At 68.5% G+C, this 12,618-nt stretch carries 11 protein-coding genes; all 11 read right to left on the reverse strand.

Features of this window, described 5'->3' with window-relative positions:
* Positions 1–15: 15 nt before the first annotated feature.
* The 11 genes from metK to pyrR all read right to left on the reverse strand — a co-directional run bounded on the left by metK (position 16) and on the right by pyrR (position 12,611).
* Positions 16–1,209 carry a methionine adenosyltransferase gene (gene metK, locus E3T34_RS05905; protein ID WP_134342456.1) on the reverse strand — a complete coding sequence of 398 codons (1,194 nt, stop codon included), beginning with the start codon at positions 1,207–1,209 and terminating at the stop codon, positions 16–18.
* A 167-nt stretch (positions 1,210–1,376) separates the two neighbouring features.
* Positions 1,377–2,591, reverse strand: coding sequence for a bifunctional phosphopantothenoylcysteine decarboxylase/phosphopantothenate--cysteine ligase CoaBC (coaBC, locus tag E3T34_RS05910; protein ID WP_134342457.1), 1,215 nt, complete (start codon positions 2,589–2,591; stop codon positions 1,377–1,379).
* 20 nt (positions 2,592–2,611) lie between these two features.
* Positions 2,612–2,869 carry a DNA-directed RNA polymerase subunit omega gene (gene rpoZ / locus E3T34_RS05915; protein WP_104100518.1) on the reverse strand — a complete coding sequence of 86 codons (258 nt, stop codon included), beginning with the start codon at positions 2,867–2,869 and terminating at the stop codon, positions 2,612–2,614.
* A 61-nt stretch (positions 2,870–2,930) separates the two neighbouring features.
* On the reverse strand, positions 2,931–3,851 hold the full coding sequence (gmk, locus tag E3T34_RS05920) for a guanylate kinase (RefSeq protein ID WP_134342458.1): 921 nt from the start codon (positions 3,849–3,851) through the stop codon (positions 2,931–2,933).
* On the reverse strand, positions 3,844–4,758 hold the full coding sequence (gene pyrF, locus E3T34_RS05925; protein WP_174720170.1) for an orotidine-5'-phosphate decarboxylase: 915 nt from the start codon (positions 4,756–4,758) through the stop codon (positions 3,844–3,846). The genes gmk and pyrF overlap by 8 nt, the downstream gene beginning before the upstream one ends.
* Complete coding sequence (carB, locus tag E3T34_RS05930; protein WP_134342459.1) at positions 4,755–8,042, reverse strand: carbamoyl-phosphate synthase large subunit; 3,288 nt, start codon at positions 8,040–8,042, stop codon at positions 4,755–4,757. Before carB ends, pyrF begins: the two co-directional genes overlap by 4 nt.
* On the reverse strand, positions 8,042–9,235 hold the full coding sequence (gene carA, locus E3T34_RS05935; protein ID WP_174720171.1) for a glutamine-hydrolyzing carbamoyl-phosphate synthase small subunit: 1,194 nt from the start codon (positions 9,233–9,235) through the stop codon (positions 8,042–8,044). Before carA ends, carB begins: the two co-directional genes overlap by 1 nt.
* Positions 9,219–9,752 carry a hypothetical protein gene (locus E3T34_RS05940; protein ID WP_104194880.1) on the reverse strand — a complete coding sequence of 178 codons (534 nt, stop codon included), beginning with the start codon at positions 9,750–9,752 and terminating at the stop codon, positions 9,219–9,221. Before E3T34_RS05940 ends, carA begins: the two co-directional genes overlap by 17 nt.
* Positions 9,745–11,094 carry a dihydroorotase gene (locus tag E3T34_RS05945; RefSeq protein ID WP_134342460.1) on the reverse strand — a complete coding sequence of 450 codons (1,350 nt, stop codon included), beginning with the start codon at positions 11,092–11,094 and terminating at the stop codon, positions 9,745–9,747. Before E3T34_RS05945 ends, E3T34_RS05940 begins: the two co-directional genes overlap by 8 nt.
* Complete coding sequence (locus E3T34_RS05950; RefSeq protein ID WP_104100514.1) at positions 11,095–12,045, reverse strand: aspartate carbamoyltransferase catalytic subunit; 951 nt, start codon at positions 12,043–12,045, stop codon at positions 11,095–11,097.
* Positions 12,045–12,611 (reverse strand): bifunctional pyr operon transcriptional regulator/uracil phosphoribosyltransferase PyrR, encoded by a 567-nt coding sequence (gene pyrR, locus E3T34_RS05955; RefSeq protein ID WP_134342461.1) that lies wholly within the window; start codon positions 12,609–12,611, stop codon positions 12,045–12,047. Before pyrR ends, E3T34_RS05950 begins: the two co-directional genes overlap by 1 nt.
* Positions 12,612–12,618: the final 7 nt, after the last annotated feature.

Below are 12,618 nucleotides of genomic sequence, written 5' to 3' on the forward strand. Positions count from 1 at the left end.
GCCGCGCCTGCCCGGTCACAGTCCGGCAGCGCTTCTCAGCTCGTCGACCCGGTCGAGGCGCTCCCAGGTGAAGTCGGGAAGCTCGCGGCCGAAGTGGCCGTAGACGGCGGTCTGCGCGTAGATCGGGCGCAGCAGGTCAAGGGAATGGATGATCGCGGCCGGGCGCAGGTCGAAGACCGCGCGGATCGCCGCGGTGATGTCCCGGTCGGCCATCACCCCGGTGCCGAAGGTCTCCACGTAAAGTCCGACGGGCGAGGCCTTGCCGATGGCGTAGGCCACCTGAATCTCGAGACGGTCAGCCAGCCCGGCGGCCACGGCGTTCTTGGCCACCCAGCGCATCGCGTACGCTGCGGAGCGGTCGACCTTCGACGGGTCCTTGCCGCTGAACGCACCCCCGCCGTGCCGGCTGGAACCGCCGTAGGTGTCGATGATGATCTTGCGCCCGGTGAGGCCGGCGTCGCCCTGAGGGCCGCCGATCTCGAACCGCCCGGTCGGGTTGATCAGCGTATTCAGTTCAGACGAGTCCAGTTCCACGCGGTCGAGCACCGGGCGGATGACGAGTTCCTCGACCTCCGCACGCAGCCGCTCGTTGGACACCTTCGGCGAGTGCTGGGTCGACAGCACGACGGTCTCGACCGAGCGCGGCGTGATGCCGTCGTAGCCGATGGTGACCTGGGTCTTGCCGTCGGGCCGAAGGTAGTCGAGTTCGCCGGACTTGCGCACCTCGGCGAGGCGTTCGGCGAGGCGGTGTGCGATCCAGATCGGGATCGGCATCAGCTGGGGGGTCTCCCGGGTGGCGTATCCGAACATGATGCCCTGGTCGCCGGCCCCCTGGCGGTCGAAGTCCTCGACACTGGACTCTTCCCGACGCTCGAAGGCGTTGTCCACGCCCTGCGCGATGTCGGGCGACTGGCCGCCGATGGAGATCTCCACGCCGCAGGAGCGGCCGTCGAACCAGACGTCCGAAGAGTCGTAGCCGATATCGGTGATGCACTTGCGCACGATTGAGGGGATCTCGACGTAGGCCTCGGTGCTGACCTCGCCGGCGACGTGTACGAGCCCGGTGGTGACGAGGGTCTCGACGGCGACCCGGCTGTGCGGGTCTTCCGTCAGGAGCGCATCCAGAATGCTGTCGGAGATCTGGTCGCAGATCTTGTCGGGGTGACCTTCGGTTACCGACTCCGAAGTGAAAAGGCGTAGATCGCGCATCTTGCCCGTCTCTGTTGCAGAACAACGTGTAGAAGAAATGAACGTGAAAAATTCTCCGCTGAGACCGGGCCGAGCCGACCGGGCACCCGGTCGTGCCGGTCGGGAAGCGCCGGAGACCCTGCCCTTGCCGGCGACGGCAACCCAGGTGACCGGATGCCCGAGCGGTCTCAGCCGATTAGGTCAAGGATGCGCCCGGCCACCGACATTTTGGTTCCGGAGACCTCACACACTATATCTCCGTCGTGATCGAGCACCGTGATCGCGTTACGGTCCGAGGCGAAACCCTCCGCCCAGCCCACGCGGTTGACCACCAGGAAGTCGCAGCCCTTGCGCGCCATTTTCTCGCGGCCGAGTACAAGCAGGCGAACCGGATCCGGCTCCGTCTCCGCGGCGAACCCGATCAGTACCTGGCCCGTGCGCTTCGTCCGGGCGAGCCCGGCGAGGATATCGGGATTGCGGGTCAGTTCGAGCAGCAGGGTGTCGCCGGTCTCGTCTTTCTTGATCTTGCCGGCGCTCACCTGCACCGGCCGGTAGTCGGCGACCGCGGCCGCCATGATCACGGCGTCGGCCCCGGCGGCGGCATCCGTGACGGCCGCCTCGAGCTCGAGCGCGGTGCCCACGAGCCGCAGTTCCACCGCTGTTGGTGCGGCAACCTCGAGATTCGCGGCGATCAGGGTCACGGACGCACCCCGAGCCAGGGCGGCCTGCGCCAGGGCGACCCCCTGCTTACCGCTGGAACGGTTGCCGAGGAAGCGCACGGGGTCGAGGGGCTCGCGAGTGCCGCCAGCGGTGATCACGACGTGCTTGCCGACCAGGTCGGCCCCTGGCCCATCGGTGCGGTCGGCCAAGGCAAGGGCGGCGAGGGCCGCGGCGACGATGGTGTCGGGCTCTTCCATCCGGCCGGCTCCGGCGTCGGCGCCGGTGAGCTGGCCGACCCCAGGCCCGACGACGATGACGCCGCGGGCGCGGAGGGTGGCCACATTGGCGACCGTAGCCGCGTTGTTCCACATCTCCGTGTGCATCGCCGGGGCGATCACGAGCGGGGCGGTGCTGGCCAGGATGGTGTTGCCGAGCAGGTCGTCGGCGAGGCCGGTGGCGAGCTTCGCGATGGTGTTCGCGGTGGCCGGGGCCACGACGATCAGGTCGGCGGATTGGCCGATGGCCACGTGCCGCACCTCGGCGACGCCCTCATAGAGATCCATGTGCACGGGGTTGCGGGAGATAGCCTCGAGGGTGGGCTTGCCGACGAATCGCAGCGCCGCCGGCGTCGCCACGACGTGCACGCAGTCCCCCCGCAACACGAAAGCGCGCACGACGTTCACGGCCTTGTAGGCAGCAATGCCGCCGGTTATCCCGACGACGATCGTGCGACCTGACGACATCCTGCGCGCTTGTGGGTGCGTTACTCGGCGATGGGGCGGGAGGTGAGCTTGTCTTCGTTGATCTCGCGGAGAGCGACGGACAGCGGCTTGTCGTCGACGGTCGAGTCGACGAGCGGGCCGACATTGTCGAACAGGCTGCCTTCGTGCAGGTCCGCATAGTAGTCGTTGATCTGACGCGCGCGCTTGGAGGCGAAGACCACGAGGGCGTACTTGGAGTCGGCCTTGGTGAGCAGGTCGTCGATGGGCGGGTCAATGATGCCAGTGAGCTTGGTAGCCATTGGTGTCACTCCTTCAGAGCGGTTTGTGCTGCGGGACGCGCAGAATCACGGAAAACGGGCGCTACGGCAGCAACGGCGCCGTACGCAGATTCATCAAGTCTACGACCTCGCGCGCCGCTTCGCCCACGTCGTGGTTTACGACCCGATAATCGAACTCCCCCTGGGCGGCCAATTCGAGTTTGGCCGTCTCGAGCCGGCGGGCCTGTTCGGCGGGCGCCTCGGTGTCCCGACCGATCAGCCGGCGCACCAGTTCGTCCCAGCTCGGCGGAAGCAGGAAGACCAGTCTGGCCTCCGGCATGGCCCGGCGAACGGCCCGGGCTCCTTGGATGTCGATCTCGAGGAGCACGCTGTGACCCTCGTTCAAGGCCTCCGTGACTGGACCCCGCGGGGTGCCGTAGCGGTGCGCGTTGTGCACGGTCGCCCACTCGAGCAGGTCGCCGGCCGCGACCATCCGGTCGAATTCGGCGTCGTCGACGAAGAAGTAGCTCACGCCCGCGGTCTCGCCTGGGCGAGGTGCCCGGGTCGTGGCCGACACCGACAGGTGCACGCCCGGGTGATGCTGACGGATGTGCGCCGCGACGGTTCCCTTGCCGACCGCGGTGGGACCGGCCAGCACGACAAGCTTCGCGGAGGAATCGCCGCGCCTCGCGACGGTGCGCGTGGTGAGAAAATCTCGCAACCGATCGCGTTGGTGCTTGCCCAGCCCCCCCAATCGCTTCGACGGCGAGATCTCGAGCCGCCCCATGATTCGGTGCATCTTGGTGACGCCGATCGCCGGAATGCTGATCAGGAACTCGGTCACCCGCAGGCGCCCTTCGACGCCGTCCGGGCTCTCGGTCGCGGCGGACAACACGTCGAGCGCGCTACGTTTTCCCTGCGCAATCTGGCTTTTAACTGCGGCGCGTGCGCGGCGAGCCGCCACGGCGGCGCGCGAGGCGGCAACCCGATCGACGTCGGGTGGGGTGGGGCGATTCTCAGCCACGGGCAGCTCCTGCTTCAACTACTCGGCGCGCAATCGCTTGTTTGATTCGGTCGGGGCCGACCTCTAGAACGCTGCGCGATTCACTCACGATAACGCCTTCCGCGTACCCCCCGTACAAGTTCTTCAGATCGGCGACCTGCGCGCCCTGGTGGCCGAAGCCGGGAGCGAGGATGGGGGTGAGACCGCGGGCGGGCGCCACGGAGAGGTCCAGTCCGAACGTGGCCAGGTCCAGTGTGGCGCCGAGCACCACCCCGACCGAGCCGAGAGAGGAAGCCCCGGACCGGGCATTCCGCTCGGTCACGGCGCCGAAGACGGATTGGGCGACGCTTTGGCCGGTCTGATTCCCCTCGGCGATCACGGCCCGCTGAAGCGCCGCCGCCTCGGGGTTCGAGGTGGCGGCCAGCACAAAGATCCCCTTGCCGGTCTGGGCTGCAAGGCGGAACACCGGTTCCAGCGACCCGACGCCCATATACGCGTTCACGGTGATGGCGTCGACCTCCAGGGGGGACTCCTCGCTCAGCCAGGCCTGGCCGTACGCCTCCACGCTGGTACCGAGGTCGCCGCGCTTGACGTCCGCGATCGTGAGCAGTCCGGCGGCGCGGGCATCCGCCAGCACCCGTTCCAGGGCGAGGTACCCGGCGGAGCCGAAACGCTCGTAGAAGGCCACCTGGGGCTTCACCAGGCCGACCTGGCCGGCAGCGGCGGCCACGACCTGGCGGCCGAAAGACTCCGCCCCGGCGGCCGTGTCCGGCAGACCCCAGTCGGTCAGGAGCCAGGTGTGCGGGTCGATGCCGACGCAGACTTGTCCCCGGACCGAGAAGACATCACCCAGCCGGTCGCCGAAGGCGGCCGGTGCGGCCGGGCCGACCGCTGCGGTCGACCCGTCCTGTTCGTGCGCGCGGCTCACAGGGCCGCCGTCCGGGTGAGGGCGTAGTCCTGCAGCGAGGTCACCTCGAAGCCGCCGCGAATCGCGTCGATCGAGGCCACTGCGGCGCTCAACTCGGCGATGGTGGTGAACAGCGGCAGGTCCGCGGCGACCGCGGCCGCGCGGATCTCGTAGCCGTCGGCTCGGGCGGTGCGACCGCCGGGGGTGTTGATGACGATCTGCACCTCTTCGCGGCGGATCAGTTCCACGATCGACACGTCCGCCTCGTCGGCCTTCTCACTGAACTTGGTGACGATGGCGGCGCGGATGCCGTTGCGTTGCAGAACTTCGGCGGTCCCCTCCGTGGCGGTGATCGAGTAGCCGAGCTGCTGGAGGCGCAGCATGGGCAGGATGATCGCGCGCTTGTCCCGGTCGGAGACCGACACGAACACGGTGCCGGTGAGCGGGATTCCGCCGTAGGCGGCGAGCTGGCTCTTGGCGAAGGCCCGCGGGAAGTCGCGGTCGATGCCCATGACCTCACCGGTTGAGCGCATCTCCGGGCCGAGCACGGAGTCCACGACGAGACCCTCGGGCGTGCGGAACCGGTTGAACGGCAGCACGGCTTCCTTCACGGCGACCGGAGCATCCATCGGCACCCGCGAGCCGTCGATCAGAGGTAGCTTGCCCTCGGCCTTGAGTTCGGCGATGGTCTTGCCGACCATGATCAGCGCGGCGGCCTTGGCCAAGGTGATGCCGAGGGCCTTGGCCACGAACGGTACCGTACGCGAGGCGCGCGGGTTCGCTTCGAGCACGTAGAGCACGCCGGCGCCGATCGCGAACTGCACGTTGAGCAGGCCGCGCACGCCGATGCCGCGGGCGATGCCCAGCGTCGCCTCGCGCACGCGGTCGATCTCCGCACGGCCGAGGGTGACCGGAGGCAGGGTGCAGCTCGAGTCGCCGGAGTGGATCCCGGCCTCCTCGATATGCTCCATCACGCCGCCGATGTAGAGCTCGGTGCCGTCGTAGATGGCGTCCACGTCGATCTCGATGGCGTCGTCGAGAAACCGGTCCACGAGCAGCGGATGCGACGGGCCGATGATGCCCTGTCCGGCCATCCGGTTGAAGTAGTCGGCCAACGCTGCGGAGTCGTAGACGATCTCCATGCCGCGGCCGCCGAGCACGTAGCTCGGGCGCACGAGCACGGGATAGCCGATCTCCTCGGCAACGACCACAGCGCCGGCGTAGTCGGTGGCGACGCCGTTGCGGGGGGCGAGCAGGCCGGCCTGGTCGAGGATGCCGGAGAAAAGTCCGCGCTCCTCCGCCAGGTCGATGGCCTCCGGGGTGGTGCCGAGTATCGGGATGCCCTCGGCCTCGAGGCCCTTGGCGAGGCCGAGCGCGGTCTGGCCTCCCAGCTGCACGACCACGCCGACGAGCTCGCCGCTCTGGCTTTCTGCGTGAATGACCTCGAGCACGTCCTCGAGGGTGAGCGGCTCGAAGTAGAGCCGGTCGGAGGTGTCGTAGTCGGTCGAGACCGTCTCCGGGTTGCAGTTGATCATGATGGTCTCGTAGCCAGCCTCGGAGAGGGCAAACGAGGCGTGCACGCAGGAGTAGTCGAACTCGACGCCCTGGCCGATGCGGTTCGGGCCGGAGCCGATGATGACGACCTTTTTGCGGTCACTGGGCACGACCTCGGTCTCCTGGTCGTAGCTGGAGTAGTGGTACGGCGTGAGTGCGGGGAACTCCCCCGCGCACGTGTCGACGGTCTTGAAGACCGGGCGCACGCCGAGGATGTGGCGCACCGTGCGCACATCCGCTTCGCCGAAGCCGCGAAGCTCGCCGATCTGGGCGTCGGAGAAGCCGTGGTCTTTGGCGGTGCGGAGGATGTCTGTGTCGAGGCGCTCGGCGGCGGCGATCTCGTCCGCGATCTCGTTGATCAGCACGATCTGGTCGATGAACCACGGGTCGATCTTGGTGGCGTCGAAAACCTGCTCGGTGGTGGCACCCTTGCGGAGCGCCTGCTGCACGGTGACGATCCGGCCGTCGGTGGGTACTTCGGCGACCGTGAGCAACTCGTCGACCGTGCGGGTCTCGGCTCCCCAGTGGAACGACGAACCGCGCTTCTCGAGCGAGCGGAGCGCCTTCTGCAGCGCGGAGGCGTAACTGCGGCCGATGGCCATCGCCTCGCCGACGGACTTCATGGTGGTGGTCAGGCGCTGGTCGGCGCCGGGAAACTTCTCGAACGCGAACCGGGGCACCTTGACCACGACGTAGTCGAGGGTGGGTTCGAAGCTGGCCGGGGTGACACCGGTGATGTCGTTCGGGATCTCGTCGAGCCGGTAGCCGAGCGCGAGCTTCGCGGCGATTTTGGCGATCGGGAAGCCCGTCGCCTTGCTCGCCAGGGCGGAGGAGCGGGACACGCGCGGGTTCATCTCGATCACGATGATGCGACCGTCGGCCGGGTTGATCGCGAACTGGATGTTGCAGCCGCCGGTGTCCACTCCCACGGCGCGGATGATGTCGATGCTGATGTCGCGCAGCTTCTGGTACTCACGGTCGGTCAGGGTCAGCGCCGGGGCGACGGTGATCGAGTCGCCGGTGTGTACGCCGACCGGGTCGACGTTCTCGATCGAGCACACGACGACCGTGTTGTCGGCCGTGTCGCGCATCATCTCGAGCTCGAATTCCTTCCAGCCGAGGATGGATTCCTCGAGCAGGACCTCGCTGGTGGGGCTCTGGTGCAGCCCGTCGCCGACGATGCGGCGCAGTTCCGGCTCGGTGTAGGCGAAGCCGGAGCCGAGGCCGCCCATGGTGAAGGAGGGGCGCACGACGAGCGGGTAGCCGAGGTCCTCGGCGAAGCCGACGGCCTCCTCGACCGTGTGGGCGATGTAGGACCGGGCGACGCCGGCGCCCGTGTCCAGCACCAGTTGCTTGAAGATCTGGCGGTCCTCACCCTTCTGGATGGCGTCGAAGGAGGCACCGATGAGTTCGACGTCGTACCTGGCCAGGATGCCGCGCTCGTGAAGCTGGATGGCGGCGTTCAGCGCTGTCTGCCCGCCGAGGGTCGGCAGAATCGCGTCGGGGCGTTCCTTGGCGATGATCGTCTCGAGGATCTCCGGGGTGATCGGCTCGATGTAGGTGGCGTCGGCGAAGTCGGGGTCGGTCATGATCGTGGCCGGGTTGGAGTTGACCAGGATGACCCTGACCCCCTCGGCCCGCAGCACCCGGCAGGCCTGAGTTCCGGAATAGTCGAACTCGCAGGCCTGGCCGATCACGATCGGACCCGATCCGATGACGAGAACGCTGTTGATGTCGTCGCGCTTGGGCATTACTTGGCGTCTCCTGCTCCGGTGGCCGCACGATGCGCGACCACCACATCCCTGAACCGATCGAAAAGGTACTCGGCGTCGTGTGGGCCGGCCGCCGACTCCGGGTGGTACTGCACCGAGAAAGCGGGGATATCGAGGCAGCGGATGCCCTCGACCACCTGGTCGTTGAGGCTGTAGTGGCTCACCTCCACCCGGCCGAAGCCGGTGCGGGACTCATGCACTCCCTCGATGGGCATGTCCACGGCGAACCCGTGGTTCTGCGAGGTGATTTCCACCCGGCCGGTGGTCTTGTCGAGCACGGGCTGGTTGATTCCCCGGTGCCCGAATGGCAGCTTGTAGGTGCGGAAGCCGAGGGCGCGGCCGAGCAGCTGGTTGCCGAAGCAGATCCCGAAGTAGGGCACACCGGCTCGCAGCACCTCCTGTAGGAGGTTCACGTGTAGGTCGGAGGCTGCCGGGTCGCCGGGGCCGTTGGAGAAGAACAGGGCCGACGGGGTGAGGGACAGCACGTGCTCGGCGGTCACTGACTGGGGCAGCACCAGCACCTCGAAGCCGCGCGCGGCGAGGTGGCCCAGGGTGGAGGTCTTGACCCCGAGGTCGAGCACGGCGACCGAGCCGATGCGCTCGCCCTGCGCGGGCACCGAGAACGGTTCGACCGTGGAGACCTCATCGGACAGGTTGCGGCCACGCATGCCGGCGCCGGCACGCACCAGCTCGAGCTGCTCGCCATCGGAGAGGCCGAAACGGTCGCCGGAGAAGATCCCGCTCTTCATGGCCCCGGACGAGCGGATGTGACGGGTGATCGCACGCGTGTCGACACCGCTGATCCCGACCACTCCCCCGCCCGTCAGGTCGTCATCGAGGCTGCGGGTGGACCGGAAGTTGGAGGCCATGCGGGCAGGCTCGCGCACGACGAAGCCGGAGACCCAGATGCGGCGGGATTCCATGTCCTCGTCGTTGGCACCCGTGTTGCCGATGTGCGGCGCCGTCATCAGCACGATCTGCCCGGCGTAGGACGGGTCGGTGAGGGTCTCCTGGTAGCCGGTCATGCCGGTGGCGAAGACGATCTCGCCGAGGGTCTGCCCCACGCTGCCGTAGGAACGGCCTTCGTAGCGGCGGCCGTCCTCGAGTACGAGCACGGCAGGAGTCGGTCGGTCGGGGGTCGTTGCGTTGCTCACGCTACGCCTCGCTTTCATCGCGCGCGGCCGGGCGCCGGGCGTCGGCCGCAATGGTTCGAATGGCGTCGTTCACGCTGACGCGGTCGGATGGGTCAAGGATTCGGAAATAGCTGTCGACGATCTGTCTGTCGGCGCCGGGCAGCCGCCAGCCGAGCAGCAGCAGGCCGTCGGTCTCGACGGCGCGGTCGATTGCCACGGTGGCGTCTTCCAGCACGGCGATGGCCGAGGCAGGGATGAACACCGCCTCCTCGCCGGCCAGGGCCAGGATCAGACCCGCGTCGGTCACGGTCAGGCGGGCCCGGGCCCGGAAACCCAGGCCAGGGATGTTCAGGCGTTCGAGCGGCTGGGCGCGGAGGGTCGTGGCGACGTAGAACACGGCGGCGGAGGCCAGCTCTAGTGCCGCGTCGACGGGCAGCGGGTAGCCGGCCGGCAGGGCGGCGTCCCGGCGGCTGCGGCCCCGCCAGCTGCGCAGCATGAGGCCGAGCAGGCCGAGCAGCACGGCGACGGTGATGACGGTGGCGATGGTCCTAGCCATGGGTTCGCTCCTCGAGTGCCGCGATCTCGTCGGCGGGCCGCAGCGCACCGTCCAGAACCGTGGCGTAGCCCCGGTGGAATGTGGCCAGCACCCGACCCGGCAGGGTCATCGCCAGGTAGGGCGAGTTGGCGCTCCTGCCGGCCAGGTTGCCGCGCTCGAAGACGCGGCTCGCGGCGGGATCGTAGAGGGTGAGCTCGGCGGGAGCCCCGACGAGCAGACCCTGGCCCTGGCCGGCGAGCCGGCCGATCCGGGCGGGGCTGCTGGAAAGCACGCGAGCGATGTCCGTCCAGTCGAGCAGCCCGGTGTTGACGACGGCCGCGTGCACCACGGAGAGGGCGGATTCGAGGCCGACCATGCCGTTCGCCGCGGCGTCCCACTCGCAGTCCTTCGCCTCGACCGGGTGCGGGGCGTGGTCGGTGGCAACGATGTCGATGGTGCCGTCGGCGAGGCCGGCGCGCAGGGCTTCGACGTCTTCGCGGCGGCGGAGCGGCGGGTTGACTTTGAACCGGGCGTCGTAGCCGACGACCAGGTCCTCGGTGAGCAGCAGGTGGTGCGGGGTGGCCTCGGCGGTCACCTGGATGCCGCGGGCCTTGGCCCAGCGGATGACGTCGACCGAGCCGGCCGTCGACACGTGGCACACGTGCAGACGCGACCCGACGTGCTCGGCGAGCAGCACATCGCGGGCGATGATCGACTCCTCGGCGACCGCGGGCCAGCCGACCATCCCGAGTTCGCTTGAGAGTGCCCCCTCGTTCATCTGCGCCTTCTCGGTCAGGCGCGGTTCCTGGGAGTGCTGGGCGACAACGCCGTCGAACGCCTTCACGTACTCGAGGGCCCGGCGCATCAACAGCGGGTCGGAGACGCAGAAGCCGTCGTCGGAGAAGACCCGAACCCGGGCACGACTGGTGGCCATGGCGCCCAGTTCGGCCAGGCGCTCCCCCGCAAGCCCGACGGTGACGGCGCCGATCGGCTGCACGGTGACATAGCCGGCGCGCTCACCGAGGGCGAGAACCTGGTCGACGACGCCGGCGGTGTCCTGCACGGGCGAGGTGTTGGCCATCGCAAACACGCTGGTGAAGCCGCCCACGGCCGCGGCCTGACTGCCGGTCAGGATGGTTTCACTCTGTTCGAAGCCCGGTTCGCGCAGGTGCGTGTGCAGGTCGACCAGGCCGGGCAGAGCGATCAGGCCGGCCGCGTCGACGACGGTTGCGCCGGCACCAGAAAGCTTGGAACCGATCTCCACAATCTTGCCGTCGGCGAGGATAAGGTCAGTGCGGGTGCCGTCCGCGAGTGTCGCACCTCGAATCAGGTACGGCGTGCTGGCCGCGCTGTCGCTGGACATCTATGAATCCTCCCGATCGCCGGACAACAGCAGGTACAGTGCCGCCATCCGCACTGAAACCCCGTTTGCGACCTGTTCGCGCACGGTTGAGCCGGCCGAATCGGCCGCCGCTGAAGATATTTCCAAGCCGCGATTCATGGGGCCGGGGTGCATCACAATGGTAGTCGGGGCCAGACGGCCGAAGCGCTCATCGTCCAGGCCCCAGCGGCGCGAGTACTCGCGGCTGTTCGGGAAGAAAGCGGCGTCCATGCGTTCCTGCTGGATGCGCAGCATCATCACCACGTCGGGCCCGGCGTCGATGGCCGCGTCCAGGTCGAAGCCCGACTCGGCCGGCCAACCGCTCATGTCCATCGGCAGCAGGGTGGGCGGAGCGATCAGGCTCACGTGCGCGCCGAGCGTGGTGAGCAGCCAGAGGTTCGAGCGGGCCACCCGGGAGTGCAGGATGTCACCGACGATGGTGACCGTGACGCCGTCCAGGTCCCGACCGCGCGCGGCACCCTGGTGCAGCCGACGACGGATGGTGAACGCGTCCAGCAGCGCCTGGGTCGGATGCTCATGGGTGCCGTCGCCCGCGTTGATGATGCCGGCGTCGATCCAGCCGCTTTCGGCCAGCACGTGGGGTGCCCCGGAGGCCGGATGGCGGATGACGACCCCGTCGGCACCCATCGCGGCGAGGGTTTGAGCGGTGTCCTTGAGGCTTTCGCCCTTCGACACGCTCGAGCCCTTGGCGCTGAAGTTGATCACGTCCGCGCTCAGCCGTTTCGCGGCGGCCTCGAAGGAGATCCGGGTCCGCGTCGAATCCTCGAAGAACAGGTTGACCACGGTCTTGCCGCGCAGGGTGGGCAGCTTCTTCACCTCGCGGTTGGCGACATCAGCCATGTCCTCGGCGATGTCGAGCAGCAGGATCGCCTCGTCGCGACTCATGCCCTTGGTCGAGAGGAGGTGCCTCATCACGCGACCCCCTCGTCAGCGCCTTCGAGGGGTCCGCCGTCGATGCTGACGAACTCGTCGCCGTCGACCTCGAGCAGGTGCAGGTTGATGCGTTCCGCGGTGGAGCTGGGCAGGTTCTTGCCCACGAAGTCGGCCCGGATCGGCAGTTCGCGGTGGCCGCGGTCCACGAGCACCGCCAGGCGCACGACGGTCGGCCGCCCGTGGTCGCCGAGTGCGTCGAGGGCGGCGCGGATGGTGCGGCCCGAGTAGAGCACATCGTCGACGAGCACCACCGTGACGCCGTCGACGCTGCCGGGCACCAGGGTGCGGGTCGGCGTGCGGGTGCGGGTGTGGCCGAGGTCATCGCGGTACATGGTGACGTCGAGGGAGCCGACCCGGACATCCGTCGCCATGGGCTCGATGCGCGCGATGGTCTCGGCGATGCGCCGGGCCAGAACGACCCCGCGAGTGGGGATGCCGAGGATCACAAGGTTCTCGGCGCCTCGATTGGACTCCAGGATCTCGTGGGAGATCCGAGTCAACGCTCGAGCGATATCAGCCTGGTTCAACACGGTGCGTGCCATCAACCCGACC

It is taken from the genome of Cryobacterium sp. TMT1-62, assembly GCF_004403145.1.
Classification (GTDB): domain Bacteria; phylum Actinomycetota; class Actinomycetes; order Actinomycetales; family Microbacteriaceae; genus Cryobacterium; species Cryobacterium sandaracinum.

Coding starts and splice junctions, on each gene's coding strand:
- metK (WP_134342456.1), bottom strand. CDS start 1,209: ATGCGCGATCTACGCCTTTTCACTTCGGAGTCGGTAACCGAAGGTCAC.
- coaBC (WP_134342457.1), bottom strand. CDS start 2,591: ATGTCGTCAGGTCGCACGATCGTCGTCGGGATAACCGGCGGCATTGCT.
- rpoZ (WP_104100518.1), bottom strand. CDS start 2,869: ATGGCTACCAAGCTCACTGGCATCATTGACCCGCCCATCGACGACCTG.
- carB (WP_134342459.1), bottom strand. CDS start 8,042: ATGCCCAAGCGCGACGACATCAACAGCGTTCTCGTCATCGGATCGGGT.
- carA (WP_174720171.1), bottom strand. CDS start 9,235: ATGAAAGCGAGGCGTAGCGTGAGCAACGCAACGACCCCCGACCGACCG.
- E3T34_RS05940 (WP_104194880.1), bottom strand. CDS start 9,752: ATGGCTAGGACCATCGCCACCGTCATCACCGTCGCCGTGCTGCTCGGC.
- E3T34_RS05945 (WP_134342460.1), bottom strand. CDS start 11,094: ATGTCCAGCGACAGCGCGGCCAGCACGCCGTACCTGATTCGAGGTGCG.
- E3T34_RS05950 (WP_104100514.1), bottom strand. CDS start 12,045: ATGAGGCACCTCCTCTCGACCAAGGGCATGAGTCGCGACGAGGCGATC.